General features: G+C 59.1%; 22 protein-coding genes. 4 read left to right on the forward strand and 18 right to left on the reverse strand.

Features of this window, described 5'->3' with window-relative positions; genetic code table 11:
- Window positions 1–5: 5 nt before the first annotated feature.
- Entirely contained in the window at window positions 6–866 is an 861-nt protein-coding gene (locus ACM6IM_RS12740; protein WP_414865308.1) for a pirin family protein, read from the forward strand.
- A 152-nt stretch (window positions 867–1,018) separates the two neighbouring features.
- Here ACM6IM_RS12740 and htpG read toward each other — a convergent pair whose 3' ends face one another.
- The 3 genes from htpG to ACM6IM_RS12755 form a co-directional block, all read right to left on the reverse strand.
- Entirely contained in the window at window positions 1,019–2,923 is a 1,905-nt protein-coding gene (htpG, locus tag ACM6IM_RS12745; protein WP_414865309.1) for a molecular chaperone HtpG, read from the reverse strand.
- 74 nt (window positions 2,924–2,997) lie between these two features.
- The gene (locus ACM6IM_RS12750) at window positions 2,998–3,456 is read right to left on the reverse strand and encodes a PaaI family thioesterase (RefSeq protein ID WP_201189669.1); all 459 of its coding nucleotides are present in this window, start codon (window positions 3,454–3,456) and stop codon (window positions 2,998–3,000) included.
- Window positions 3,453–3,929 (reverse strand): PaaI family thioesterase, encoded by a 477-nt coding sequence (locus tag ACM6IM_RS12755; protein WP_201189672.1) that lies wholly within the window; start codon window positions 3,927–3,929, stop codon window positions 3,453–3,455. The genes ACM6IM_RS12750 and ACM6IM_RS12755 overlap by 4 nt, the downstream gene beginning before the upstream one ends.
- A 159-nt stretch (window positions 3,930–4,088) precedes the next feature.
- Between ACM6IM_RS12755 and ACM6IM_RS12760 the strand changes: the two genes are divergently transcribed.
- Window positions 4,089–4,322, forward strand: coding sequence for a hypothetical protein (locus ACM6IM_RS12760; protein ID WP_192302065.1), 234 nt, complete (start codon window positions 4,089–4,091; stop codon window positions 4,320–4,322).
- Window positions 4,323–4,388: 66 nt separating this feature from the next.
- Here ACM6IM_RS12760 and ACM6IM_RS12765 read toward each other — a convergent pair whose 3' ends face one another.
- From ACM6IM_RS12765 to sdhC, 12 genes are all read right to left on the reverse strand, one after another.
- A complete protein-coding gene (locus ACM6IM_RS12765; RefSeq protein ID WP_414865310.1) occupies window positions 4,389–4,790 on the reverse strand; it encodes an MAPEG family protein in 402 nt (133 codons plus the stop codon).
- Window positions 4,790–5,527: a DUF599 domain-containing protein gene (locus ACM6IM_RS12770; protein ID WP_414865311.1), complete on the reverse strand. Its 738-nt coding sequence runs from the start codon at window positions 5,525–5,527 to the stop codon at window positions 4,790–4,792. Before ACM6IM_RS12770 ends, ACM6IM_RS12765 begins: the two co-directional genes overlap by 1 nt.
- A gap of 231 nt (window positions 5,528–5,758) precedes the next feature.
- Complete coding sequence (gene brnQ / locus ACM6IM_RS12775; protein WP_192302068.1) at window positions 5,759–7,072, reverse strand: branched-chain amino acid transport system II carrier protein; 1,314 nt, start codon at window positions 7,070–7,072, stop codon at window positions 5,759–5,761.
- 371 nt (window positions 7,073–7,443) lie between these two features.
- Complete coding sequence (sucD, locus tag ACM6IM_RS12780) at window positions 7,444–8,325, reverse strand: succinate--CoA ligase subunit alpha (protein ID WP_414865312.1); 882 nt, start codon at window positions 8,323–8,325, stop codon at window positions 7,444–7,446.
- Window positions 8,325–9,491: an ADP-forming succinate--CoA ligase subunit beta gene (sucC, locus tag ACM6IM_RS12785; RefSeq protein ID WP_003223015.1), complete on the reverse strand. Its 1,167-nt coding sequence runs from the start codon at window positions 9,489–9,491 to the stop codon at window positions 8,325–8,327. Before sucC ends, sucD begins: the two co-directional genes overlap by 1 nt.
- 186 nt (window positions 9,492–9,677) lie before the next feature.
- Entirely contained in the window at window positions 9,678–11,114 is a 1,437-nt protein-coding gene (gene lpdA / locus ACM6IM_RS12790; protein ID WP_414865313.1) for a dihydrolipoyl dehydrogenase, read from the reverse strand.
- A 97-nt stretch (window positions 11,115–11,211) separates the two neighbouring features.
- Window positions 11,212–12,435, reverse strand: a complete 1,224-nt coding sequence (odhB, locus tag ACM6IM_RS12795) for a 2-oxoglutarate dehydrogenase complex dihydrolipoyllysine-residue succinyltransferase (protein ID WP_192302070.1) — start codon at window positions 12,433–12,435, stop codon at window positions 11,212–11,214.
- 42 nt (window positions 12,436–12,477) lie between these two features.
- Window positions 12,478–15,309, reverse strand: a complete 2,832-nt coding sequence (locus ACM6IM_RS12800; RefSeq protein ID WP_414865314.1) for a 2-oxoglutarate dehydrogenase E1 component — start codon at window positions 15,307–15,309, stop codon at window positions 12,478–12,480.
- A gap of 262 nt (window positions 15,310–15,571) precedes the next feature.
- The gene (locus ACM6IM_RS12805) at window positions 15,572–16,276 is read right to left on the reverse strand and encodes a succinate dehydrogenase iron-sulfur subunit (protein ID WP_192302072.1); all 705 of its coding nucleotides are present in this window, start codon (window positions 16,274–16,276) and stop codon (window positions 15,572–15,574) included.
- A gap of 11 nt (window positions 16,277–16,287) precedes the next feature.
- Window positions 16,288–18,060, reverse strand: a complete 1,773-nt coding sequence (sdhA, locus tag ACM6IM_RS12810; protein ID WP_192302073.1) for a succinate dehydrogenase flavoprotein subunit — start codon at window positions 18,058–18,060, stop codon at window positions 16,288–16,290.
- Between the two features lie 3 nt (window positions 18,061–18,063).
- Window positions 18,064–18,432 carry a succinate dehydrogenase, hydrophobic membrane anchor protein gene (gene sdhD / locus ACM6IM_RS12815; protein ID WP_027922414.1) on the reverse strand — a complete coding sequence of 123 codons (369 nt, stop codon included), beginning with the start codon at window positions 18,430–18,432 and terminating at the stop codon, window positions 18,064–18,066.
- On the reverse strand, window positions 18,426–18,800 hold the full coding sequence (gene sdhC, locus ACM6IM_RS12820; RefSeq protein ID WP_016773673.1) for a succinate dehydrogenase, cytochrome b556 subunit: 375 nt from the start codon (window positions 18,798–18,800) through the stop codon (window positions 18,426–18,428). The genes sdhD and sdhC overlap by 7 nt, the downstream gene beginning before the upstream one ends.
- A 363-nt stretch (window positions 18,801–19,163) precedes the next feature.
- Between sdhC and gltA the strand changes: the two genes are divergently transcribed.
- Window positions 19,164–20,453: a citrate synthase gene (gene gltA, locus ACM6IM_RS12825; protein WP_201189675.1), complete on the forward strand. Its 1,290-nt coding sequence runs from the start codon at window positions 19,164–19,166 to the stop codon at window positions 20,451–20,453.
- 326 nt (window positions 20,454–20,779) lie between these two features.
- Here gltA and ACM6IM_RS12830 read toward each other — a convergent pair whose 3' ends face one another.
- The 3 genes from ACM6IM_RS12830 to ACM6IM_RS12840 form a co-directional block, all read right to left on the reverse strand.
- Entirely contained in the window at window positions 20,780–22,438 is a 1,659-nt protein-coding gene (locus ACM6IM_RS12830) for a cation acetate symporter (protein ID WP_201189676.1), read from the reverse strand.
- Window positions 22,435–22,746: a DUF485 domain-containing protein gene (locus tag ACM6IM_RS12835; RefSeq protein WP_201189677.1), complete on the reverse strand. Its 312-nt coding sequence runs from the start codon at window positions 22,744–22,746 to the stop codon at window positions 22,435–22,437. Before ACM6IM_RS12835 ends, ACM6IM_RS12830 begins: the two co-directional genes overlap by 4 nt.
- 239 nt (window positions 22,747–22,985) lie before the next feature.
- The gene (locus tag ACM6IM_RS12840; protein ID WP_192302077.1) at window positions 22,986–23,837 is read right to left on the reverse strand and encodes a glycine betaine ABC transporter substrate-binding protein; all 852 of its coding nucleotides are present in this window, start codon (window positions 23,835–23,837) and stop codon (window positions 22,986–22,988) included.
- Between the two features lie 286 nt (window positions 23,838–24,123).
- Here ACM6IM_RS12840 and ACM6IM_RS12845 point away from each other — a divergent pair, with 286 nt between their 5' ends.
- Entirely contained in the window at window positions 24,124–25,734 is a 1,611-nt protein-coding gene (locus ACM6IM_RS12845; RefSeq protein WP_414865315.1) for a beta (1-6) glucans synthase, read from the forward strand.
- Window positions 25,735–25,739 lie beyond the last annotated feature (5 nt).

The raw sequence follows: 25,739 nt of genomic DNA on the forward strand, positions 1-25,739 counted from the left end.
GCACCATGAACACTCCGCTTGTGATCCGCCCCCGCGCCGAAGATGTCGAAGGGCAACCGATTCTTCGCCCTTTGCCGTCAGCCAAATGCCGCAACGTCGGACCTTTCGTGTTTTTCGACCACATGCTCGAAACCCGCTATCCCGCCGGCAAAGGCATGAACATTCGTCAACATCCGCACATTGGCCTGTCGACCCTCACCTACCTGTTCGATGGGGAAATCCAGCACAAAGACAGCCTCGGCTCCGACCAGGTGGTGCAAGCCGGTGATGTCAGCTGGATGACGGCCGGTAGCGCCATCGCCCATGTCGAGCGTACGCCCGAGGCCCTGAAAGCCAGCGGTTTCACCTTGCACGGCCTGCAGATCTGGCTGGCGTCCCCCAGGGATCATGAGCAGGGGCCCGGGCACTACAGCCATCACCCGGCCGCCACCCTGCCGGTCAGCGATAACCTTGGGGTGAAGATCCGCATGATCGCCGGCTCGGGCTTTTGCCTGGAGTCTCCGGTCCCGGTGCTTTCTCCTACGCTGTATGCCGAATTGAACCTGCAAACCTCGACGACTTTATTGATTCCTACGGAACATGAAGAGCGAGCGCTGTATGTGCTCGATGGCGACGTGCAGCTTGATGACGAACCGGTAGAACCCCACTCGCTGGTGGTGTTGCCGCCGGGCAAGGAAATGACGCTGTTCGCCGAGAGCGACTGCCATGCGGTGCTGTTTGGCGGAGCGCCTCTGGATGGGCCGCGCCGGATCAACTGGAATTTCGTGGCCAGCGATCCGGCGGCCATCGACGACGCACGCCGGCGCTGGGCGGCTGGGGACTGGCCGACGGTGCCGGGAGAAGTCGAGCGGATTGAGCTGCCTTAAGATTTTATGCGAGAGTGAAGCCGCTTTCGCGAGCAAGCCCGCTCCCACGGGTTGATCGCTTCCAAGTGTGGGAGCGGGCTTGCTCGCGAAGGGGCCCGTTCAGAATCCGCCCATAAAAAAACCCGCCGAAGCGGGTTTTTTTTACAACTCGATCAAGCCGACAGTTCAACCAGCAGCTTGTTGAGACGGCGCACATAGGCCGCCGGGTCCTTCAAGCTGTCGCCGGCCGCCAGGGCCGCTTGATCGAAGAGGATGTGCGACAGGTCGCCGAAACGCTCTTCGCTCTGCTCGCCGTCCAGCTTTTCGATCAGCGGGTGAGCCGGGTTGAATTCGAAGATCGGCTTCGAATCGGGGACCTTCTGCCCGCTGGCTTCAAGGATCTGGCGCATCTGCAAGCCCAGGTCCTGTTCGCCGATGGCCAGGATGGCCGGCGAGTCGGTCAGGCGATGGGAAACCCGCACTTCGGCAACGGAGTCGCCCAGTGCCGTTTTCAGACGCTCAACCAGACCTTCCTTGGACTTGGCGACTTCCTCGGCAGCTTTCTTGTCTTCTTCCGAATCCAGATTACCCAGGTCGAGGTCACCACGAGCCACATCGACGAAGCTCTTGCCGTCGAACTCGCTGAGGTAGCTCATCAGCCACTCGTCGATGCGGTCGGTCAACAGCAGCACTTCGATGCCTTTCTTGCGGAAGACTTCCAGGTGCGGGCTGTCCTTGACGGCCTCGAATTTCTCGCCAGTGAGGTAGTAGATCTTGTCCTGACCTTCCTTGGCGCGTGCCAGGTACTCGGTCAGGCCGACAACCTGCTCGCCGTCGGTGCCATTGGTCGATGCGAAACGCAGCAGGCCGGCGATTTTCTCCTTGTTGGCGAAATCTTCTGCAGGGCCTTCCTTCATGACCTGGCCGAAGTTCTTCCAGAAGCCCTTGTATTGCTCAGGCTCGTTCTTCGCCAGTTTTTCCAGCATGTCCAGTACGCGCTTGGTCAGCGCCGACTTCATCGAGTCGATGATCGGGTCTTTCTGCAGGATTTCTCGCGACACGTTCAGCGACAGGTCGTTGGAGTCGACCACGCCCTTGATGAAGCGCAGGTACAGCGGCAGGAACGACTCGGCCTGATCCATGACGAACACGCGCTGCACGTACAGCTTCAGGCCTTTCGGCGCTTCGCGCTGGTACAGGTCGAACGGCGCACGGGCCGGTACGTAAAGCAGCGAGCTGTACTCGAGCTTGCCTTCGACCTTGTTGTGGCTCCAGCTCAACGGATTTTCGTAATCGTGAGCGATGTGCTTGTAGAACTCCTGGTATTCCTCGTCCTTGATCTCGGTGCGAGGACGGGTCCACAGGGCACTGGCGCGGTTGACGGTTTCCCATTCGACGGCAGGCTGCTCCTCGCCTTCGGTGGCGGCCACTTCTTTCGGCAACTCGATCGGCAAGGCAATGTGGTCGGAGTACTTCTTGATGATGTTGCGCAGGCGCCAGCCGTCGGCGAACTCGTCTTCCCCGGATTTCAGGTGCAACACGATGCGGGTGCCGCGCTCGGCCTTCTCGACGGTGGCGACTTCGAACTCGCCTTCGCCTTTCGACGACCAGTGCACGCCTTCACTGGCGGGCGCGCCGGCACGACGGCTGAACACGTCGACCTTATCGGCGACGATGAACGCCGAGTAGAAACCGACGCCGAACTGACCGATCAGGTGCGAATCCTTTTTCTGGTCGCCCGACAGGTTTTTCATGAAATCGGCGGTGCCGGACTTGGCGATGGTCCCCAGGTGGGTGATCACATCGTCACGGCTCATGCCGATACCGTTGTCTTCGAGGGTGACGGTTTTCGCGTCCTTGTCGAAGCTCACGCGGATTTTCAGTTCGGCGCCACCTTCCAGCAACTCGGGCTTGGACAGGGCTTCGAAACGTAATTTGTCGACAGCGTCAGAGGCGTTCGAGATCAATTCGCGAAGGAAGATTTCCTTGTTGGAATACAACGAATGGATCATGAGGTGCAGCAGTTGCTTCACCTCGGTCTGGAAGCCCAGGGTTTCCTTTTGAGTTTCCACACTCATGGTCATCAAACTCCAATCAGATGGCAGTGGCCGCGACCCGGAGGGTCGGCGGCGGGTTGTCATCAAGGTGGGGGCTACGATGAGGATTTCAAGGGCTCGTCGACTTTGAAATGGGCGCGGGCCGTGGCGATGGGTTCGGCTTCGGTGCTTTGCCAGGCGGTCACGGCCACGTTGGCCACACGACGCCCCTGCCGACACACCTGGCACCGGGCCCAGGTGTCGCGAAACTGCCCGGCACGCAGGTAATCCAGCGAAAAGTCGATGATTTTCGGCACGTCCGGTGAACCCGTGAGAATCAGCAAATGCAAGGCCGCCGACAGCTCCATGAACCCGGCTATTACCCCGCCATGGATCGCCGGCAATAAAGGGTTACCAATGTTGTCCCTGTTCGCCGGCAGACGAAACAACAGGTCATCACCGACCCGCGAGCACTCGACACCGATCAATTGGGCGTAGGGAATCAGTTGCAGCAGTGCGGCGTATTCCCCTTTCTCATGGGCCTGTTGCAGGTGTTCCGGGAGATTCTCGATCATTTCCCGGCTCCCGCGATGGTGCCGCCCAGTCCCTTGGCGCCCTTGACCCCTTTGCCCATGCGCATGAACGTACCCACGACGTGGGCGATGGGCTGCTCGGGATCATCCTGATAGGCGAACCCGCGGGCGAAAATCACATCCGTGGTCACCCGATAGCACTGAGCAAAGCCGTAGACATCTTTATGCGGCTCGGCGGCGTGCATGTAGTCGATGCGCAGGTCCAGGGTCGGGCACACCTCGAATTCAGGCAGCACGCAGAGTGTGGACATGCCGCAGGCAGTGTCCATCAACGACGTCAGTGCCCCGCCGTGGATGACGCCGGTCTGCGGATTTCCGACGATCTGCGGACTGTACGGCAGAATCACGGTGAGTCCTTCATTGCTGGCACTGTGCACGCGCAGCCCAAGCACCTGACAGTGTCGCAGCGCCGACAGGAATCGCGTTGCACGCTCAAAAACGGGGCTTTCGGCCATATCACAAGAACTCTTCTTAATAAGCAGACATTGCACTCGACGCGTTCGGTAAAAGTTCCCCACAGGGACAAACTTATATATCTGAACACTTTGAGGAACTTAAGCAGGATGGCCGCGTTCGAAAGGCCAGTAGATGATTTCCATAAGGAGAAACACCCCATGCGTAAGACTTTAGCTATTGCCTTGATGTTGACCGCTTCCCTCGGTCTCGCTGCCTGCGATAAAAAATCCGAGGACAAAGCTCAAGATGCCAACCAACACGCCGAGCAAGCTCAGGAAAAAATGAACGAGGCTCAGGATAAAGTGAACGAAGCAGCGAAAGAAAACGCCGAAGCTGCCAAAGATCAGGCTGAATCGAACGAAGCCGCTGCAAAAGAAGCGCCTAAAAACTAAAACAGTTTTCAGCGTGAAAAGGAAACCCGCCAACTGCGGGTTTTCTTTTATCTGTCATTGGCTCCGTTAGAGCAAAATAGTTCTAAAAGTCGGACTAATCATCAACAGTAACGAACACACTAACCCGATCAGCCATACCAGACTTCTCTGCCAGGCGAGATCACGCCAATAGCACAGCAAGTACAAGACGCGCGCAATCACGAAGATGATCGCCAGTGAATCAATCAGCCATCCCGCCGTCTGCGTGGTATGGGCCATCAATACCCCCACCGCAAACAATATGAACGCCTCGATACTGTTCTGATGCGCCGCCACCGCCCGGGCACCGAATCCGCTGAGTTGTGCCTGTTGCTGGCGTGGCAGGTGATTGTCATAACCCCCCTGCTCTTTCATGGCCTTGGTCACCGGCATACGGGCGATGTAGATCAGCAGGGCACTGATGAACACGCACCAGAATGGAATACTCATCAAGCGGCCTCTTTGTTGGCTTCAGGCAACGGCGCCTCTGTAGGGGTATAGACCATCACGTCGAGCACGTCGGAATGAAATTCCCGGCGATAGAGCACCAGTACCACGCCGGCGCTCATCAGCATGAACAGCCACGGGCTGATGAACCAGGCGAGCATGGTCATGCCGAAATAGTAGGAACGCAGGCCGAAGTTGAACTGGTTGGCGGCCATCGAGATCACTCGCGCCGCCCGGGCGGCGAAGGCCTTGCGCTCCTGCTCGGAGACGTGGCGCTCGCCGACCATCGGGGCCGAGCCCACCAGGATCGCGGCGAAGTTGTACTGGCGCATGCACCAGCTGAAGGTGAAGAACGCATAGACGAATACCAGCGCCAGGCACAGCAACTTGATTTCCGACATGCCCTGGGAGGCCTGTTGCACCATCGGGATATCGGCCAGCAACGACACCGCCCTTTCCGACGCCCCCAGCACCGTCAGGATACCGGCCAGGATAATCAGGGTACTGGAGGCGAAGAACGACGCGTTGCGCTCCAGATTGCCAATCACGCTGGCATCGGCAATACGGTTGTCGCGCAGGAGCATCCGGCGCATCCAGTCTTCACGGTACAGGTGCAGCACACTGGCCAGGCACGCGGTGTCGCGGCCCTTCCATGTCGCATAACGGGTGTAGCCACCCCAGCAGATGACGAACCAGGCGGCGGCGATAATATGGATCAGGTTGGCTTGGATGAACGACATGCAGGTCCTTGTGATGTGTAGATGGCGTACATGATCCCTTTGGGAGCGGGCTTGCTCGCGAAGAGGCCCCTTCAGGCAACCGGTGTATTGAATGTTATGCCCTCTTCGCGAGCAAGCCCGCTCCCATACTTGACCGGTGCTGGGCATGAAATTCAACCCAAAAAAATGCCCCGCATCGATTGATGCGGGGCATTTGTTTTTCTGCGTCCCCGTCATGACGGGAGCTGGCGCTTAAGCCATTGCTTCGGCGCGCTTGCCCAGCAGGCGGTCGCAAGCGACGGCGACCACCAGGGTCATGACCGACGGCACCAGCCAGGCCAGCCCCTGCTCGCTCAGCGGCAGGTTCGCCAGCTGCGCCGGCATCCAGTCCGCCAGGCCCGCGCCCTTGAGGGCATCGACCAGGCCGAAGAGGAACGACACCAGCATGACCGGACCGACAATACGCCCCTGCTCATGCCAGAAGTCCTTGCAGAAGCTCAGGGCGACCAGCGCGATGCACGGTGGGTAGATCGCGGTCAGTACCGGGATCGAGAACGCAATCAGCTTGGTGAGGCCCAGGTTGGACACCAGCAGGGAAAACGCTGCCAGGATAACGACCAGTGTCTTGTACGACAGAGGCAGGACGCGACTGAAGTACTCGGCGCAGGCACAGGTCAGGCCGACGGCTGTGACCAGGCACGCCAGCGAGATCAACACCGCGAGGAAGCCGCTGCCCAGCGAACCGAAGGTGTGCTGCACATAAGCATGCAGCACGGCTGCGCCATTGGTCGCGCCGGCTGCCACTTCATGGCTGCCCGAACCGAGACGGAACAGGCTGACGTACACCAGTGCCAGGCCGACACCGGCAATCAGGCCGGCAATCACCGCGTAACGTGTGATCAACACAGGGGACTCGACGCCACGGGAGCGGATGGCATTGACGATGACAATGCCGAACACCAGCGCACCCAGTGTATCCATGGTCAGGTAGCCATTGATGAACCCTTGGGAAAACGGCGCCGCCACATACTCGGGCGTGGCCACGCCGATGTCACCGGCGGGCAACGCAAACGCGGCGATGCCGAGAATGGCCAGGGCAATGATCTTCAGGGGTGCGAGGAAACGCCCGACGGTGTCCAGCAGGCGACCGGGATAGAGCGAGATGAAGAACACCAGCAGGAAGTACACCGCGCTATAGAGGAACAGTGCCAGCGGGCTCTCGCCGGTCAGCGGCGCCAGGCCGACCTCGAAAGACACGGTCGCGGTGCGTGGCGTTGCGAACAACGGTCCGACGGCGAGGTAGCAAGCTGCGGCGAGCAACCCACCGGCTATCTTGCCGATCGGACTGCTAAGGGCATCCATAGCCCCACCGACCTTGGCCAGGGCCACGACGGTGATCACCGGCAGACCGACGGCGGTGATCAGAAAGCCCAGCGCCGCCATCCAGACATGAGGTCCGGACTGCAAACCGACGATAGGCGGGAAGATGATGTTGCCAGCCCCGACAAACAGGGCAAATGTCATGAAACCAAGCGCCAGGATGTCCTGGCCTTTCAACACTTTCATTAAGGAAACCACACTACTGAATCGGAATTTAGAGAGGGATTTCCCTATGGGTGAGGGAAATGCTGTCGGTCCGTATGGGACCGACCCGTTTGGCGTACAGCGGCCTTGTGGGCTGCGGACGCTAAAATGGCGGCTAGCCTAACGAATTTGGGCGAATAACGCACTGTTAGAGGGCGAACATTCCGATCTGCGACATCTTTGTGTCGCGTTTCAGTATGTAAAAAGTCTTTGCTTGACCGTTCGCTTTCGCGATCAGGCGCGCTCCCACCCTGGAACTGCCAGCGAACGCGGGAGCAGGTCTGTAACGCAAGAACGACAAAGGCCACCCGAAGGTGGCCTTTGTTGGATGAAGCGTCAGTTAAGCGCGAGGCTTACTTGACAGCCCAACCGGTCAGCTCGGCCAGGGCGTTGCCGATGTCTGCCAGCGAACGCACGGTTTTTACGCCTGCGTCTTGCAGAGCAGCGAATTTCTCGTCTGCAGTGCCTTTGCCGCCAGAGATGATTGCGCCAGCATGGCCCATGCGCTTGCCCGGAGGAGCAGTCACACCTGCGATGTAGGAAACAACCGGCTTGGTCACGTGTGCCTTGATGTAGGCAGCCGCTTCTTCTTCAGCCGAACCGCCGATCTCGCCGATCATGACGATCGCTTCGGTCTTCGGGTCTTCCTGGAACAGCTTCAGGATGTCGATGAAGTTCGAACCCGGGATCGGGTCACCGCCGATGCCGACGCAGGTCGACTGACCGAAACCGGCGTCAGTGGTCTGCTTCACAGCTTCGTAGGTCAGGGTGCCGGAACGGGAAACGATACCGACCTTGCCTGGCAAGTGAATGTGACCTGGCATGATGCCGATCTTGCATTCGCCTGGAGTGATCACGCCTGGGCAGTTAGGGCCGATCAGGGTAACACCCAGCTCGTCGCACTTGACCTTGGCATCCAGCATGTCCAGGGTAGGAATGCCTTCGGTGATGCAGACGATCAGCTTGATGCCGCCGAAAGCAGCTTCCAGGATCGAGTCCTTGCAGAAAGGAGCCGGAACGTAGATCACGCTGGCGGTGGCGCCAGTGGCAGCTACGGCGTCTTTCACGGTGTTGAACACTGGCAGGCCCAGGTGCTCGGTGCCGCCTTTGCCCGGCGTTACACCGCCGACCATCTGGGTGCCGTACTCGATGGCTTGCTGGGTGTGGAAGCTACCTTGCGAACCGGTGATACCCTGGCAGATAACTTTGGTGTCTTTATTGATCAGGACGCTCATTACTTGCCCTCCGCAGCTTTAACGACTTGTTGAGCAGCGTCGGTCAGGCTGGTAGCAGCGATGATGTTCAAACCGCTTTCTGCCAGTACTTTAGCGCCCAGTTCAGCGTTGTTGCCTTCAAGACGAACAACAACCGGGATTTTCACGCCGACTTCTTTCACTGCACCGATGATGCCTTCGGCAATCATGTCGCAACGAACGATGCCGCCGAAGATGTTAACCAGTACTGCAGCGACGTTGGTGTCGGACAGAATGATCTTGAATGCTTCGGTAACGCGTTCTTTGGTAGCACCGCCGCCCACGTCGAGGAAGTTGGCTGGCTTGCCGCCATGCAGGTTGACGATGTCCATGGTACCCATGGCCAGGCCAGCACCGTTGACCATGCAACCGATGTTGCCTTCCAGCGCTACATAGTTCAGTTCGAACTTGGCAGCGTGCGCTTCGCGCGGATCGTCCTGCGACGGATCGTGGAAAGTCTTCAGCTTGGGCTGACGGTACATGGCGTTGGCGTCGATGTTGATCTTGGCGTCCAGGCAGTGCAGATCGCCGTCAGCCTTGATCACCAGCGGGTTCACTTCCAGCAGGGCCAGATCGTGATCCTGGAACAGTTTGGCCAGACCTACGAAGATCTTGGCGAACTGGGCAACTTGCTTGCCTTCCAGGCCCAGTTGGAATGCCAGCTCGCGACCCTGGAATGGCTGAGCGCCAACCAGTGGATCGATAGTGGCCTTGAGAATTTTTTCTGGAGTGTCGTGAGCGATTTTTTCGATGTCCACGCCACCTTCGGTGGAAGCCATGAACACGATGCGACGGCTCGAACGGTCAACGACAGCGCCCAGGTACAGCTCTTTAGCGATATCAGTGCACGATTCAACCAGGATCTTGGTGACAGGCTGACCATTGGCGTCAGTCTGGTAAGTCACCAGACGCTTGCCCAGCCACTGCTGTGCGAAGGCTTTGGCGTCTTCTTTGTTGCGAACCAGCTTGACGCCGCCCGCTTTACCGCGACCACCGGCGTGAACCTGGGCTTTGACAACCCATTCGCTGCCGCCGATTTTGTCGCAAGCTTCTGCTGCTGCTTCCGGGGTGTCTACCGCGTAACCGGTGGATACTGGCAGGCCGTACTCAGCGAACAGCTGCTTACCCTGATACTCGTGAAGATTCATGCTTATTACCGTCTTCGTTAGGTACTGCGCATTCGGTGCTGCACTCGATCGAGTGCCGCACCACCTGTGACTGCTGCTTGCGTAGCCGGGCTACGCAAGACTGCGTCCAGCGGATATTCCGCGGTGAGTCTTGCACGCAAGGCTCACGACGGGCCAAACCGCCGTGGTTTCTTATTGTTCCTTCGCTTAACGCTTCTTGCGGTTGGCGATGTGGATGGCGCCGCCATTCACAGCCAAAGCTGCTTCGTGCAAGGCTTCGGACAGGGTCGGATGGGAGAAAACCATCATGCCCAGGTCTTCAGCGCTGGTGCCGAATTCCATCGCGATCGCGCCTTGCTGAACCAGTTCTGCAGCGCTTGGGCCAATCACGTGGACGCCCAATACACGGTCAGTCTTGGCATCGGCGATGACCTTGACGAAACCACCGGTATCGTTGGCGGCCATGGCGCGGCCGGAGGCTGCGAACGGGAAGCTGCCGACGTTAACTTCTACGCCTTCAGCTTTCAAGGCCTGTTCGGTTTTCCCGACCCATGCGATTTCCGGGTGAGTATAAATAACCGAAGGGATCAGGTCATAGTTCATCTGGGCTTTGTGGCCCTTGATGCGCTCGACGACCATGATGCCTTCTTCCGAGGCCTTGTGCGCCAGCATCATGCCGCGAACCACGTCACCGATGGCGAAAACGCCCGGTACGCTGGTCGCGCAGTGGTCGTCGACGAACACGAAACCACGCTCGTCGATGTTCACGCCACTGTCGGTAGCCAACAGATCAGTGGTCACTGGACGGCGACCAACGGCTACGATCAGCTTGTCGAAAGTAATGGTCTGTTCGCCATTGGCGTCGGTGTAGTTCACCACGACTTCTTCGCCGTTCACTTTCGAACCGGTTACGCGAGCACCCAGCTTGATGTCCAGGCCCTGTTTGGTCAGGGTTTTCAGCGCTTCCTTGGAAACGGCGGTGTCCGCCGCCATCAGGAAGGTGTCCAGGGCTTCCAGGACAGTCACTTCTGCGCCCAGACGCGACCATACCGAACCCAGTTCCAAGCCGATGACGCCGGCGCCGATCACACCCAAACGCTTAGGCACGGTCTGGAATTCCAGGGCACCGGTGGAATCAACGATGACTTTCTGGTCAACAGGAGCCGGCGGAATGTCGATCGGACGGGAGCCGGAGGCCAGGATCACGTTCTCGGCTTCGATGACTTCAACCGAACCGTCAGGCTTGGTGACTTCGACTTTCTTGCCGGCCAGCAGCTTGCCGTGGCCCTGGATCGAAGTGACGCCATTGGCCTTGAACAGGGTGGCAACACCGCCGGTCAGGTTCTTGACGATACCGGCCTTGCGGCCAACCATCGCAGCGACGTCCATTTTGACTTCGCCCGTGGAGATACCGTGGACATTGAAGCTTTCTTTCGCTTCCTTGTATTTCCACGAGCTGTCCAGCAGCGCCTTGGATGGAATGCAGCCGACGTTCAGGCAGGTGCCGCCCAGGGCCAGTTTGCCCTCGCCATCGGTGTATTTCTCGATGCAGGCAGTGGAGAGACCCAACTGCGCGGCCTTGATGGCGGCCACGTAGCCGCCAGGGCCCGCACCAATCACTACTACGTCAAATTTCTGCGACATTCAAAAAATCCTCTTTAGCGAAAAGCTTCAAGCCACAGGCTGCAAGCCAGGCTGCCGTTTCAGGCAGCTCGACGCTTGCAGCCCGTGGCTGCTTCTATCAGATATCCAGCAACAGACGAGCCGGATCTTCCAGCAGGTTCTTGATGGTCACCAGGAAGGTTACAGCTTCTTTGCCATCGATCAGACGGTGATCGTAGGACAGCGCCAGGTACATCATCGGACGGATAACGACCTGGCCGTTGATTGCCATAGGACGCTGGATGATGTTGTGCATGCCCAGAATCGCAGCCTGCGGCGGGTTGACGATCGGAGTCGACATCATCGAACCGAAGGTACCACCGTTGGTGATGGTGAACGTACCACCGGTCATCTCTTCCATCGACAGTTTGCCGTCACGGGCTTTCTTGCCGAAAGTCGCGATGCCGCCTTCGATTTCAGCCAGGCTCATCAGTTCGGCGTTACGCAGAACCGGTACGACCAGGCCACGATCGCTGGACACGGCAACACCGATGTCGGCGTAGCCGTGGTAAACGATGTCGGCACCGTCGATCGAGGCGTTCACGGCCGGGAAGCGTTTCAGCGCTTCGGTGGCGGCTTTCACGAAGAACGACATGAAGCCCAGGCGCACGCCGTTGTGGGACTTCTCGAACAGGTCCTTGTACTTCGAACGCAGGGCCATGACTTCGGTCATGTCGACTTCGTTGAAAGTGGTCAGCATCGCCATGTTCGATTGAGCTTCAACCAGACGCTCGGCAACCTTGGCACGCAGGCGGGTCATTGGAACGCGTTTTTCAACGCGATCACCGGCAGCGAAGACCGGAGCAGCAGCGGCAGGTGCGGCAGCCTTGGCAGGCGCGGCGGCTGGAGCGGCCTTCTTGGCGGCAACGGCTGCAACCACGTCTTCCTTGGTCACGCGACCGCCTTTGCCGGTACCGGCAACGGAAGCGATGTTGATGCCGTTTTCTTCAGCCAGCTTGCGAGCAGCCGGTGCAGCGACAGGATCGTCTTCGCCTTCGGCAGCAGGAGCAGCTGCCTGGGCAGCGGCCGGTGCGGCAGCGGCGGCAGGAGCAGCGGCAGCCGCGCCACCTTCAACGATCGAGCCCAGCACTTCGTCGGACAGAACGGTGTCGCCTTCGTTCTTGACGATTGCGCCCAGCACGCCGTCAGCAGTCGCCAGCACTTCCAGTACGACCTTGTCGGTTTCGATGTCGACGATCAGTTCGTCGCGCTTGACGGCGTCGCCCGGTTGCTTGTGCCAGGTGGCAACGGTGCCATCGGCAACCGATTCCGGGAAAGTGGGGGCTTTGATCTCGATAGCCATTATCTGTGGTTCCTTAAATTCGGTTTCAGGTGCGCGAAGGCGTTAAACAGTAAAGGCAGCTTGCAGCAATTGTTCCTGCTGCTCGGCGTGCATCGATGCGTAACCGCATGCCGGTGCAGCAGAAGCCTCGCGGCCCGCGTACTCGAGTACGAGAGACTTGTTGAGGTTGCCGATGCTGCGACGCATGTGGTGTTGGCTGCAGTACCAGGCACCCTGGTTCATCGGCTCTTCCTGGCACCAAACGGCATTCTTGACGTTGGTGTAAGGAGCCAGGACTTCTTTCAAGTCGTCCTCAGGGAATGGGTACAGCTGCTCGATACGCACGATGGCGATATCGTCACGGCCTTCGGCACGGCGTTTTTCCAGCAGGTCGTAGTAGACCTTGCCGCTACACAGAACAACGCGCTCGACCTTTTTCGGGTCCAGGGCATCGATTTCCGGGATAACGGTCTGGAACGAACCTTCGGCCAGATCTTCCAGGGTCGAGATGGCCAGCTTGTGACGCAGCAGCGACTTCGGAGTCAGGACAACCAGTGGCTTGCGCAGCGGGCGAATCACCTGACGGCGCAGCAAGTGGTAGATCTGAGCCGGGGTCGTCGGCATGCACACCTGAATGTTGTGCTCGGCGCACAGCTGCAGGTAACGCTCCAGACGAGCCGAGGAGTGCTCCGGCCCCTGACCTTCATAACCGTGCGGCAGCAGCATGGTCAGACCGCACAGACGGCCCCACTTGTGCTCGCCGCTGGTGATGAACTGGTCGATGACCACCTGGGCACCGTTGGCGAAGTCGCCGAACTGGGCTTCCCAGATAACCAGGGCGTTCGGCGTGGTAGTCGAGTAACCGTACTCGAATGCCAGTACCGCTTCTTCGGACAGGAACGAGTCGTACAGGTCGAAACGTGGCTGGCCGTTGTACAGGTTTTGCAGCGGGATGTAGGTGCCCGCGTCTTTCTGGTTGTGCAAGACAGCGTGACGGTGCGAGAACGTACCGCGACCGATGTCCTGACCCGTCATGCGGATCGGGTGCCCTTCGAATGCCAGGGTCGCGTACGCCATGGTTTCGGCATAACCCCAGTTGATCGGCAGGCCGCCGGCTTGCATCTTCTGACGGTCTTCGTAAATCTTGGCAACCTGGCGCTGGACGACGAAGCCTTCTGGAATTTCCAGCAGCTTGGCGGACAGTTCCTGCAAGGTCTTGAGGTCGAAGCGAGTGTCGTGACGCGCAGTCCAGGCGTGGCCCAGATACGGACGCCAGTCCACGAACAGCTCTTTGTTCGGCTCCTTGACCAGGCTTTTCACCACGTGCAGACCGTTGTCCAGCGCGTTGCGGTATTCGTCTACCTTCGCCTGTACACGTTCTGCGTCCAGCACACCGGCCTGGGTCAGACGATCGGCATACAGCTCACGGGTCGTGCGCTGTTTGGTGATCTGCTGATACATCAGAGGCTGGGTACCGCTTGGCTCGTCGGCCTCGTTGTGGCCGCGACGACGGTAGCAGACCAGGTCGATCACGACGTCACGCTTGAACTGCATGCGGTAATCGATGGCCAGCTGGGTCACGAACAATACCGCTTCCGGATCATCGCCATTCACATGGAGGATCGGGGCCTGGATCATTTTCGCAACGTCGGTCGCGTACTCGGTGGAACGCGAGTCCAGCGGGTTGCTGATGGTGAAACCGACCTGGTTGTTGATCACGATGTGCACAGTGCCGCCGGTCTTGAAACCGCGGGTCTGGGACATCTGGAAGGTTTCCATGACCACGCCCTGACCTGCGAAGGCAGCGTCACCGTGGATGGAAATCGGCAGAACCTTCTCACCGGTCGGGTCGTTACGACGATCCTGACGGGCGCGAACCGAACCTTCGACCACTGGAGAAACGATTTCCAGGTGGGACGGGTTGAATGCCATCGCCAGGTGGACTTCACCACCGGTGGTCATGACGTTGGACGAGAAGCCCTGGTGATATTTAACGTCACCGGAACCCAGCTCGACCTTCTTCTTGCCTTCGAACTCGTCGAACAGCTCGCGCGGGTTCTTGCCGAAGGTGTTGACCAGCACGTTCAGACGACCACGGTGGGCCATGCCGATGACGATTTCCTTGGTGCCGTAGGAACCGGAACGCTGGATCAGTTCGTCGAGCATCGGAATCAGGCTTTCGCCGCCTTCCAGACCGAAACGCTTGGTGCCCGGGTATTTGGTGCCCAGGTATTTCTCAAGGCCTTCACCGGCGGTGACGCGCTCAAGCAGGTGGCTCTTGATGTCCGCGGAGTACGTTGGACGGCCACGTACGCTTTCCAGACGCTGCTGGAACCACTGGCGCTGCTCGGAATCGGTGATGTGCGTAAATTCAGCGCCGATGGTGCGGCAATATGTCTGCTGCAACGCTTCGTGAATTTCGCGTAGGCTCGCCTCCTCTTTGCCGATGAACAGGTCGCCGGCACGGAAGGTCGTATCAAGATCGGCATTGGTCAAGCCGTAGTGATTGATCGACAGGTCTGCTGGTGCAGGACGCTGCCACAGCCCCAGCGGGTCAAGCTGGGCTGCCTGGTGGCCACGCATACGGTAGGCCTGGATCAATCGCAGCACTTCAACTTGCTTCTTCTCGTGCTCACTGCTCACGCTCCCGGCGGAAACCGGTTGGGCGCGGCGCTGGTTCTTTGCCAGCAAGACGAAATGATCGCGAATTGTCGAGTGCGAAACATCGGTGGCAGAGTTGCCTTCGGTCGGCAACTTCTGAAAGTAGGTGCGCCACTCTTCTGGCACAGCGTTAGGGTCGTGCAGGTAGAGCTCATAAAGCTCTTCCACATAGGCAGCGTTACCTCCGGAAAGGTAGGCGCTGTTCCACATGCGCTGCATCACGCTTTCTTGCATGCTTGGTCACCCTCGGTTAGGGGAACACCACCGGCGTCGACACCGAGCAAACTTGCAGAAGTCCGAATGCAGCGACCAAAACAAGCCACCTAGGATCACGCTGATAGTCCGGGTACCAGCCCGGATGCCCCTGCTTGTCTCATTTCTTCAAAATAAGAGCCGCAGCTTTGCAAGCTGCTGCTCAGGTTAAAACTACGGCGCCGGTTGAAGCCTGCGCCGTAGCATCCACGGGTACAGCGGTCCTACGGGTACAGCAGCTGAATCACACGCCGCTTTGCAGCAACATGTTACGTACGTGACCGATGGCCTTAGTCGGGTTCAGGCCTTTCGGACAGACGTTGACGCAGTTCATGATCCCGCGGCAGCGGAATACGCTGAACGGGTCATCCAGCGAAGCCAGACGCTCGGCAGTCTTGGTGTCACGGCTGTCTGCCAGGAAGCGATACGCTTGCAGCAGAGCAGCTGGACCCAGGAACTTGTCGGGGTTCCACCAGAAGGACGGGCAAGAGGTCGAGCAGCAGGCACACAGGATGCACTCGTACAGACCGTCGAGCTTTTCACGCTCTTCAGGGGACTGCAGACGCTCGATGGCCGGAGCCGGCGTGTCGTTCTGCAGGTATGGCTTAACCTTCTCGTATTGCTTGTAGAAGATGCTCATATCGACGACCAGGTCACGGATAACCGGCAAACCTGGCAGAGGACGAACGATCAACTTGTTACCTTTTACAACGGCAGACAGCGGCGTGATGCAGGCCAGGCCGTTCTTGCCGTTGATGTTCATGCCGTCGGAACCGCAGACGCCTTCACGACAGGAACGACGGTAGGAAAACCCTTCGTCCTGCTCTTTGATCAGCGCGAGCACGTCCAGCACCATCAGGTCCTTACCACCGGTATCGACCTGGAATTCCTGCATGAACGGCGCAGCGTCCTGATCAGGGTTGTAGCGATAAACACTGACTTGCAACATGGCGGTCACCCTTAATAAGTCCGGACTTTAGGTTCGAAAGTCGGAACAGTCTTCGGCGAGAAGTTCACGGCACGCTTGGCAACGCGTTTCTCACCCGGGAAGTACAAGGTGTGGCACAGCCAGTTTTCGTCGTCACGGTCTTCGAAGTCTTCACGGGCGTGAGCACCGCGGGACTCTTTACGTACTTCGGCAGCGATGGCGGTAGCTTCAGCCACTTCCAGCAGGTTTTGCAGTTCCAGCGCTTCGATACGAGCCGTGTTGAACGCTTGCGACTTGTCGTTGATCTTGACGTTGGCAATGCGTTGACGCAGTTCGGCCAGCTGGGCGATACCCTTCTGCATGTATTCGCCGGTACGGAATACACCGAAGTAGTTCTGCATGCAGCTTTGCAGCTCGCGGCGCAGGGTCGCGACGTCTTCGCCATCGGTGCGCTCGTTCAGGGCGGACAGACGGGCCAGAGCGGTCTTGATGTTTTCCTCGGTGGCGTCGTCGTACTCGATACCGTCGGTCAGCGCCTTTTCCAGGTGCAGGCCGGCAGCACGGCCGAAGACCACCAGGTCGAGCAGCGAGTTGCCGCCCAGGCGGTTGGCACCGTGAACCGATACGCAAGCCACTTCGCCTACAGCGAACAGGCCCGGGATAATGGTGTCGACGCCTTCGCCGTTCTGGGTGATCGCCTGGCCGTGAATGTTGGTGGCAACGCCGCCCATCATGTAGTGGCAGGTTGGAACAACCGGAACCGGGGCAACCACCGGGTCAACGTGAGCAAACGTTTTCGACAGTTCGCAAATGCCTGGCAGACGGCTGTGCAACACTTCCTCGCCCAGGTGGTCGAGTTTGAGCATTACGTGGTCGCCATTCGGACCGCAACCGTTACCGGCGATGATTTCCTTGACCATCGAGCGGGCAACCACGTCACGACCAGCCAGGTCTTTCGCGTTCGGCGCATAACGCTCCATGAAACGCTCACCGTGCTTGTTGATCAGGTAACCACCTTCACCACGGCAACCTTCGGTCACCAGTACACCGGCGCCGGCGATACCGGTCGGGTGGAACTGCCACATTTCGATGTCTTGTACCGGTACACCTGCACGCAGAGCCATGCCGACGCCGTCACCGGTGTTGATCAGGGCGTTGGTGGTCGACGCGTAGATACGGCCGGCACCGCCGGTCGCCAGCACGGTGGCTTTCGAACGGATGTAGGTGGTTTCGCCGGTTTCGATGCAGATGGCGATAACGCCGACGAACGCGCCGTCGTCATTCTTCACCAGATCGACAGCGTAGTACTCGTTCAGGAACGTGGTACCGGCTTTCAGGTTGCCCTGATAAAGGGTGTGCAGCAGCGCGTGACCGGTACGGTCGGATGCTGCGCAGGTACGGGCAGCCTGGCCGCCTTTACCGTAGTCCTTGGACTGGCCACCGAACGGACGCTGATAGATGCGGCCGGTTTCGGTACGGGAGAATGGCAGACCCATGTGGTCCAGCTCGAATACGGCAGCCGGGCCTTCCTGACACATGTATTCGATAGCGTCCTGGTCACCGATGTAGTCGGAGCCCTTGACGGTATCGTACATGTGCCAGCGCCAGTCATCGTTCGGATCCGCCGACGCGATGGCGCAGGTGATGCCGCCCTGTGCCGAAACGGTGTGCGAACGGGTCGGGAACACCTTGGTGATCACGGCAGTCTTGTGACCGCCCTGTGCCAGTTGCAGCGCTGCGCGCATGCCGGCGCCGCCGCCACCAATGATGATGGCGTCGAAAGAAATCGTTGGAATGTTAGCCATGACTCAGATACCCCAGAGAATCTGCACACCCCAGACGAAGTAAGCGAACATCGCAACGCCGCATACTGCCTGGAAAAGGAAACGTATTGCAGTCGCGGACTTGCCGAACGCCATTGGCGTCAGGTAGTCGGTCGCGATGGTCCACATGCCGACCCAGGCGTGAGCGCCGAGGGCAACGAGGGCCAGGAGACTGAAGATACGCATCCAGTTGCTGGCGAACAGTTCATGCCATTGGGCGTAGCCGATGCCAGGGTGGGCAACGACGTATCCGATCAGGAAAATGAAGTAAGCCGCGAGAACGACCGCAGACACACGTTGCGCCATCCAGTCATAGAGGCCCGAACGCGACAGGTTCGTGACGTTAGTTACCATATCCAAACTCCTGCCAGAACGATTACCACCACGGAAACGGCGATAACGATTTTCGAGCCCAGCTTGCCGCCTTCCAGCGTCTCACCGATGCCCATGTCCATGATCAAGTGGCGCACGCCGGCTACCAGGTGATACAGCAGAGCGGACAGGATGCCCCAAATCACTAGCTTGGCTAGCGGACTGGTCAGACACGCTTTCACCTGGCCGAAGCCTTCCTCGGAGCTCAGCGACTTGTCCAATGCGTAAAGCATGATGGCAAGGCACACGAAGAGGATGACACCGGAAATACGGTGAAGAATGGACGTGTAAGCAGTGACTGGGAGTTTGATGGTCCTTAGGTCTAGGTTTACAGGTCGTTGGCTTTTCACGGCTTTTTTTTCACACTGAAGAGCCCCTAACAATCAGGGCAAAGTTGTTGGGGAGTGCACTGGTCAGGTAACCACCACCCAGGGAGGCGACCCCCAATAACGCAAGCCCAAAAGCCCTTGGCGGTCGGTGGCCGAGTATAGACAGTTAGGCTACTAATGACAACGCGTTCACCTTCCCCTAATAGCGGATTGCGCAAGTTGGATAAAAGGCGTAAATGGCAGTCAATTTCGAGGAAAAAGTCCGGTTAAAGCCTTCTGGGGCAAGACTTTAGGCAAATTGACATTCGAATTTATCTCACTATAGTGGTGCGGGCCCTGCGTGGGGGGTCTGTCTGATGATTTCAAGCATAAATAGGAGGCCACATGGCTGACAAAAAAGCGCAGTTGATCATCGAGGGCGCAGCCCCCGTCGAGCTGCCCATTTTAACCGGCACCGTTGGTCCCGATGTTATCGACGTACGGGGCCTGACGGCCACGGGCCGTTTCACCTTTGACCCTGGTTTCATGTCGACCGCCTCCTGCGAGTCGAAGATCACCTATATCGACGGCGACAACGGCATCCTGCTGCACCGCGGCTACCCGATCGAACAACTGGCTGAAAAGTCGGACTACCTGGAAACCTGCTACCTGTTGCTCAACGGCGAATTGCCGACCGCAGATCAGAAGGCCCAGTTCGTCAGCACCGTCAAGAACCACACCATGGTTCACGAGCAGTTGAAGACGTTTTTCAACGGTTTCCGCCGCGACGCCCACCCGATGGCCGTCATGTGCGGCGTAGTCGGCGCCCTCTCCGCCTTCTACCACGACTCCCTGGACATCAATAACCCGCAGCATCGCGAAATCTCCGCGATCCGTCTGGTTGCCAAGATGCCGACCCTGGCAGCGATGGTTTACAAGTACTCCATGGGCCAACCCATGATGTACCCGCGCAACGACCTGTCGTATGCGGAAAACTTCCTGCACATGATGTTCAACACCCCGTGCGAGATCAAACCGATCAGCCCGGTGCTCGCCAAGGCCATGGACCGGATCTTCATCCTCCATGCCGACCACGAGCAGAACGCTTCGACCTCCACCGTGCGCCTGGCAGGCTCTTCGGGTGCCAACCCGTTCGCCTGTATCGCCGCCGGCATCGCTGCACTGTGGGGCCCTGCCCACGGCGGTGCGAACGAAGCCGTGTTGACCATGCTCGATGAAATCGGCGATGTCTCGAACATCGACAAGTTCATCGCCAAGGCCAAGGACAAGAACGATCCGTTCAAGCTGATGGGCTTCGGTCACCGCGTTTACAAGAACCGCGACCCACGCGCCACCGTCATGAAGCAGACCTGCGACGAAGTGTTGAAGGAACTGGGCATCAATAACGATCCGCAACTCGAACTGGCCATGCGCCTGGAAGAGATCGCCCTGACCGACCCGTACTTCATCGAGCGCTCGCTGTACCCGAACGTCGACTTCTACTCGGGGATCATCCTCAAGGCGATCGGCATCCCAACCAGCATGTTCACCGTGATCTTCGCCCTGGCGCGGACCGTCGGCTGGATCTCCCACTGGAAGGAAATGCTCTCCAGCCCGTACAAGATTGGCCGTCCGCGCCAGCTGTACACCGGCTACGAGTCGCGTGACATCACCAAGCTGGAAGACCGCAAGTAAGACCTGTCTTGCTCTAGCGCGCTGAGTTGCACCGGAAACGGCCTCTGCTTTTTATATAAGCAGGAGGCCGTTTTTGTTTGTGGCAGGCTTGCCTGACCCCTTGGGGGAGCGAGCGCGCCCCGGTGAGCGCCCAGGCAACACCACCCCATCGTTACCCCCATCGCGAGCAGGCTCGCTCCCACAGGGGGCAGGTCAGGCCAAAGCCAAGCCAAGCCAAAGCCAAAGCCAGTCAATCTCGCTGCCACAGGTATCGCGCACAAAAAAAGCCCCGGTCTCTCGACCGGGGCATTTCTTCAAACGTTGCTATCTGAACAACAGCGTCAAGCTTAGTGAGAAACCGCCCCACTCGCGCCCAGACCGGTCTGCGAGCGAACGAATTGCGGGAAGAACAGCGCCCGCTCGTTGTCGGCTGCAGTCGATTTGTCGGTGATCGAGAAGAACCAGATCCCCACGAAGGCAATGATCATCGAGAACAGTGCTGGGTACTCATACGGGAAGATAGCCTTCTCGTGATGCAGGATCTGCACCCAGATGGTCGGGCCGAGGATCATCAGGCCAACGGCACTGATCAGGCCCAGCCAGCCGCCAATCATCGCACCGCGGGTGGTCAGCTTCTTCCAGTACATGGAAAGCAGCAGGACCGGGAAGTTGCAACTTGCCGCGATGGAGAACGCCAGGCCCACCATGAACGCGATGTTCTGGCTTTCGAACAGGATACCCAGACCGATCGCCAGCACCGCCAGGGTGATGGTGGTGATTTTCGAGACGCGGATTTCATCCTTCTCGTTGGCCTTGCCTTTCTTGATCACGCTGGCATACAGGTCGTGAGACACCGCCGATGCACCGGCCAGGGTCAGACCGGCAACCACCGCCAGAATGGTCGCGAACGCTACCGCCGAGATGAAGCCCAGGAAGATGCTGCCACCCACGGCGTTAGCCAGGTGCACCGCCGCCATGTTGTTGCCGCCCAACAGCGCGCCCGCTGCATCCTTGAACGCAGGGTTGGTGCTGACCAGCAGGATCGCGCCGAAACCGATGATGAAGGTCAGGATGTAGAAGTAACCAATGAAGCCGGTTGCGTACAGCACGCTCTTGCGCGCTTCCTTTGCGTCACTCACGGTGAAGAAGCGCATCAGGATATGCGGCAGGCCAGCAGTACCGAACATCAGGGCCAGGCCCAGGGAGAACGCGGAGATCGGATCCTTCACCAGGCCGCCCGGGCTCATGATCGCCTCACCTTTGGGGTGAACCTTGATCGCCTCGGAGAACAGCGTGCTGAAGTCGAAGTTCACGTGCTTCATCACCATCAGCGCCATGAAGGAAGCGCCGGACAGCAACAGCACAGCCTTGATGATCTGCACCCAGGTGGTTGCCAGCATGCCGCCGAACAGCACGTAGGCACACATCAGGATGCCGACCAGGATCACCGCAATATGGTAATCGAGACCGAACAGCAGCTGGATCAGCTTGCCGGCACCGACCATTTGCGCGATCAGGTAGAAGGCCACCACCACCAGCGAACCGCAGGCGGACAGCGAGCGGATCTGGGTTTGCCCCAGGCGATAGGACGCCACGTCGGCAAAGGTGTATTTGCCCAGGTTACGCAGGCGCTCGGCGATCAGAAACAGAATGATCGGCCAGCCCACCAGGAAGCCGATCGAGTAGATCAGGCCGTCGTAGCCGGAGGTGAACACCAGCGCGGAGATCCCCAGGAAGGACGCCGCGGACATGTAGTCACCGGCAATCGCCAGACCGTTCTGGAAACCGGTGATCTTGCCACCCGCCGCGTAGTAGTCGGCGGCCGAGTTGTTTTTCTTGGATGCCCAGTAGGTGATGTACAACGTTGCGCCAACGAAGGCCACGAACATCAGGATCGCGGCAACGTTCAGCGGTTGTTTCTGTACGGCGCCGGTCAGGGCGTCAGCCGCCCAGGCCCCCGGTGCGAATGCTGCGATGCTCAATAGAGCCATTAGACGCCGGATCATTGCTGAGCCTCCTTGAGAATCGCATTGTTCAGGTCGTCGAATTCGCCATTGGCGCGTCGAACATAGATGCCGGTCAGGACGAAGGCCGAGAGAATCAGCCCGACACCGATCGGTATACCCCAGGTAATGGATGACTCAGGACTGATCTTGGCCCCCAGCACGTGCGGTCCATAGGCGATCAAAAGGATGAATCCGGAGTAAAGCCCAAGCATGATCGCCGATAGAATCCAGGCGAACCTTTCTCGCTTGCTAACCAGCTCCTTGAAGCGCGGGCTGTTTTGAATCGAGAGGTAAATGCTGTCGTTCATTGTTTTTATCCTCGCAGCACAGATTATTGTTGGAACACTACCCACTCTATTCGGCTGCGAGCCGGGTTCCAGACGACCTTAGTCTTAGAACGCCATGACGTTTTCGCCAATTTCCAGCATGACGAAACAAATGTGGGAGCGAGCCTGCTGGCGAAGGCATCCTGTCAACCAACATCGCTGTCGACTGGCAGGCCGCTATCGCGAGCAGGCTCGCTCCCACAGTGAAACGCTTGTTGTGTTTATTTGATCCAGTCAGCCACGCGATCCGGGTGCTTGGCTACCCAGTCCTTCGCGGCGGCGTCAGGCTTGGCGCCTTCCTGGATGGCCAGCATGACTTCACCGATTTCGTCCTTCGAAGCCCACTGGAAGTTCTTCAGGAACTTGGCCACTTCCGGTGCCTTGGCATCCAGTTCCTTGCTGCCGATGCTGTTCACGGTTTCAGCCGCGCCGTACACGCCTTTCGGGTCTTCCAGGAAGCGCAGTTTCCACTTGGCGAACATCCAGTGTGGCACCCAACCGGTCACGGCGATGGATTCGTTCTTCTTCTCGGCACGGGTCAGCTCGGCAATCATGCCGGCGCCGGAACTGGCCTTGAGTTGATAACCGGTCAGGTCGTAATCCTTGATCGCCTGCTCGGTCTTGAGCATCACGCCTGAGCCGGCGTCGATGCCGACTATGCGTTTCTTGAAGCTGTCATCGGTCTTCAGGTCTTCAAGCGACTTGGCCTTGACGTACTCCGGCACGATCAGGCCGATTTTGGCGTCCTTGAAGTTCGGGCCGTAGTCAACGACCTGATCCTTGTTCTTCGCCCAGTAATCGCCATGGGTCACTGGCAGCCACGCCGACAACATGGCGTCCAGTTTGCCGGTCGCCACGCCCTGCCACATGATCCCGGTGGCCACGGCCTGGAGCTTCACGTCATAGCCGAGCTTCTGCTTGATCACTTCGGCCGCCACATGAGTGGTCGCGACGCTGTCGGACCAGCCGTCAACGTAACCGATGCTCAGGGTCTTGGTTTCTGCGCTGGCGAATGTCGAGCCCATCGCAAGTACCAGAGCGGCACCTGCGCCTAAAAGTCGTCGCATCTTCATCGTTACTTCCCCGAAATGCTGCGCTCGACGGGTGCCGAGCCGCGTCAACGTATTGTTATGGTGCACAGCGCCCCCATCACGCCTCACCGCAAACTCGCTCGATCATCAGCGGAGTACTGACGCCTCGATAATCAACCTGACGCCGACCTGAACCTGTGCTGCCAACGACCTCAAGGCATCGAGAAACGACATCAGAACGCCATTAACTCAGCGCCATATAAATGAACCGGGCAATCCGCCCGAACTTTGCATGTCAAAATCATGCAGGCCATCAATCCCGGGACAAATGCAGGTAACATGCGCCGCTTTGCTCCCACACGGCCTGACCATGTCCGCGACCTCACGCTTTCCTTTTGCTGCCTATGTATTCGCCTGTCTGCTGGGCCTGTTTGCCCTGGGCGGCTTTTGGTATGGCCTTGGCCAGCCGGTGATCCTGCCGGATGTGGCCAGCGCGACGCACAAGTTGCAATGTGCCTCCTACACACCGTTCGACAAGGACCAGTCGCCCTTCGACCAGCCCTTCAAGTTGCGTCCCGAGCGCATGGACGCCGACCTGGCCCTGCTGGCCACCCGCTTCGAATGCATCCGCACCTACTCCATGACCGGCCTCGAGGCCTTGCCCGATCTGGCGCGCAAACATGGGCTCAAGTTGATGATCGGTGCCTGGGTCAACAGCAACCCGGTGGACACCGCCAAGGAAGTCGACCTGCTGATCGACTCGGCCAATGCCAACCCGGACGTCGTGACCGCCGTGATCGTCGGCAACGAAACCCTGCTGCGCAAGGAAGTCACCGGCGCGCAGCTGGCCAGGCTGATCAACAAGGTCAAAAGCCAGGTCAAGCAGCCGGTCACTTACGCGGACGTCTGGGAGTTCTGGCTCAAACACCCGGAAATCGCCCCAGCGGTGGATTTCCTGACCATCCACCTGCTGCCGTATTGGGAAGACGATCCCTCCAACATCGACGCCGCCTTGCAACATGTTGCCGAAGTGCGCCAGGTGTTCGGCAACAAGTTCGCGCCCAAGGACGTGATGATCGGTGAAACCGGCTGGCCCAGCGAAGGCCGTCAGCGCGAAACGGCGCTGCCGAGTCGGGTCAACGAAGCCAAGTTCATTCGCGGCTTTGTGGCCATGGCCGAACAGCAAGGCTGGCACTACAACCTGATCGAGGCCTTCGACCAGCCGTGGAAACGCGCCAGTGAAGGGGCGGTCGGCGGGTACTGGGGCCTGTTCGATGCCGACCGCCAGGACAAAGGCGTGCTGGCCGGCCCGGTGTCGAACGTGCCGTACTGGTCACAGTGGCTGGGGGTGGGCGGGCTGATTTTCCTCGGGACGCTGATCCTGGGCGGTCGCGTGAGAAATACCCGTGCAGCTCTGGTACTGCCGCTGCTGGGGGCCCTGGCGGCCTGCTCGCTGGGCGCCTGGGGCGACCTGGCCCGGGTAACCACCCGCTTTACCAGTGAGTGGCTGTGGGTGGCCTTGCTGACGGCGCTGAACCTGCTGGTACTGGCGCACGCGGCGTTGACATTGAGTGCTCGCACCGGCTGGCGGGAACGGGCGTTCAATGCCCTCGAACGCCGATCAGGCGGGTTGTTGGCGCTGATCGGGTTCGCAGCGGCGGTGTCGATGCTGGAACTGGTGTTCGACCCGCGCTATCGCAGCTTTCCCAGCGTGGCGTTCATCGTACCGGCGCTGGTCTACCTGTGCCGCCCGGTGAGCGCTCCCCGTCGCGAAATCGCCCTGCTGACCTTCATCATCGGTGCCGGCATCGCGCCGCAGCTGTTTCGCGAAGGGCTGGAAAACCAGCAAGCCTGGGGCTGGGCGCTGGTGAGTGGGTTGATGGTGGCGGCGTTGTGGCGATGTTTGCGGGTTCGCCACATTCCTGGAACTCCCAGATAGTGCGT

The organism is Pseudomonas sp. IT-P12, assembly GCF_949767465.1.
Lineage (GTDB): Bacteria > Pseudomonadota > Gammaproteobacteria > Pseudomonadales > Pseudomonadaceae > Aquipseudomonas.

Coding starts and splice junctions, on each gene's coding strand:
- ACM6IM_RS12740 (WP_414865308.1), top strand. CDS start 6: ATGAACACTCCGCTTGTGATCCGCCCCCGCGCCGAAGATGTCGAAGGG.
- htpG (WP_414865309.1), bottom strand. CDS start 2,923: ATGAGTGTGGAAACTCAAAAGGAAACCCTGGGCTTCCAGACCGAGGTG.
- ACM6IM_RS12750 (WP_201189669.1), bottom strand. CDS start 3,456: ATGATCGAGAATCTCCCGGAACACCTGCAACAGGCCCATGAGAAAGGG.
- ACM6IM_RS12755 (WP_201189672.1), bottom strand. CDS start 3,929: ATGGCCGAAAGCCCCGTTTTTGAGCGTGCAACGCGATTCCTGTCGGCG.
- ACM6IM_RS12760 (WP_192302065.1), top strand. CDS start 4,089: ATGCGTAAGACTTTAGCTATTGCCTTGATGTTGACCGCTTCCCTCGGT.
- ACM6IM_RS12765 (WP_414865310.1), bottom strand. CDS start 4,790: ATGAGTATTCCATTCTGGTGCGTGTTCATCAGTGCCCTGCTGATCTAC.
- ACM6IM_RS12770 (WP_414865311.1), bottom strand. CDS start 5,527: ATGTCGTTCATCCAAGCCAACCTGATCCATATTATCGCCGCCGCCTGG.
- brnQ (WP_192302068.1), bottom strand. CDS start 7,072: ATGAAAGTGTTGAAAGGCCAGGACATCCTGGCGCTTGGTTTCATGACA.
- sucD (WP_414865312.1), bottom strand. CDS start 8,325: ATGAGCGTCCTGATCAATAAAGACACCAAAGTTATCTGCCAGGGTATC.
- sucC (WP_003223015.1), bottom strand. CDS start 9,491: ATGAATCTTCACGAGTATCAGGGTAAGCAGCTGTTCGCTGAGTACGGC.
- lpdA (WP_414865313.1), bottom strand. CDS start 11,114: ATGTCGCAGAAATTTGACGTAGTAGTGATTGGTGCGGGCCCTGGCGGC.
- odhB (WP_192302070.1), bottom strand. CDS start 12,435: ATGGCTATCGAGATCAAAGCCCCCACTTTCCCGGAATCGGTTGCCGAT.
- ACM6IM_RS12800 (WP_414865314.1), bottom strand. CDS start 15,309: ATGCAAGAAAGCGTGATGCAGCGCATGTGGAACAGCGCCTACCTTTCC.
- ACM6IM_RS12805 (WP_192302072.1), bottom strand. CDS start 16,276: ATGTTGCAAGTCAGTGTTTATCGCTACAACCCTGATCAGGACGCTGCG.
- sdhA (WP_192302073.1), bottom strand. CDS start 18,060: ATGGCTAACATTCCAACGATTTCTTTCGACGCCATCATCATTGGTGGC.
- sdhD (WP_027922414.1), bottom strand. CDS start 18,432: ATGGTAACTAACGTCACGAACCTGTCGCGTTCGGGCCTCTATGACTGG.
- gltA (WP_201189675.1), top strand. CDS start 19,164: ATGGCTGACAAAAAAGCGCAGTTGATCATCGAGGGCGCAGCCCCCGTC.
- ACM6IM_RS12830 (WP_201189676.1), bottom strand. CDS start 22,438: ATGATCCGGCGTCTAATGGCTCTATTGAGCATCGCAGCATTCGCACCG.
- ACM6IM_RS12835 (WP_201189677.1), bottom strand. CDS start 22,746: ATGAACGACAGCATTTACCTCTCGATTCAAAACAGCCCGCGCTTCAAG.
- ACM6IM_RS12840 (WP_192302077.1), bottom strand. CDS start 23,837: ATGAAGATGCGACGACTTTTAGGCGCAGGTGCCGCTCTGGTACTTGCG.
- ACM6IM_RS12845 (WP_414865315.1), top strand. CDS start 24,124: ATGCAGGTAACATGCGCCGCTTTGCTCCCACACGGCCTGACCATGTCC.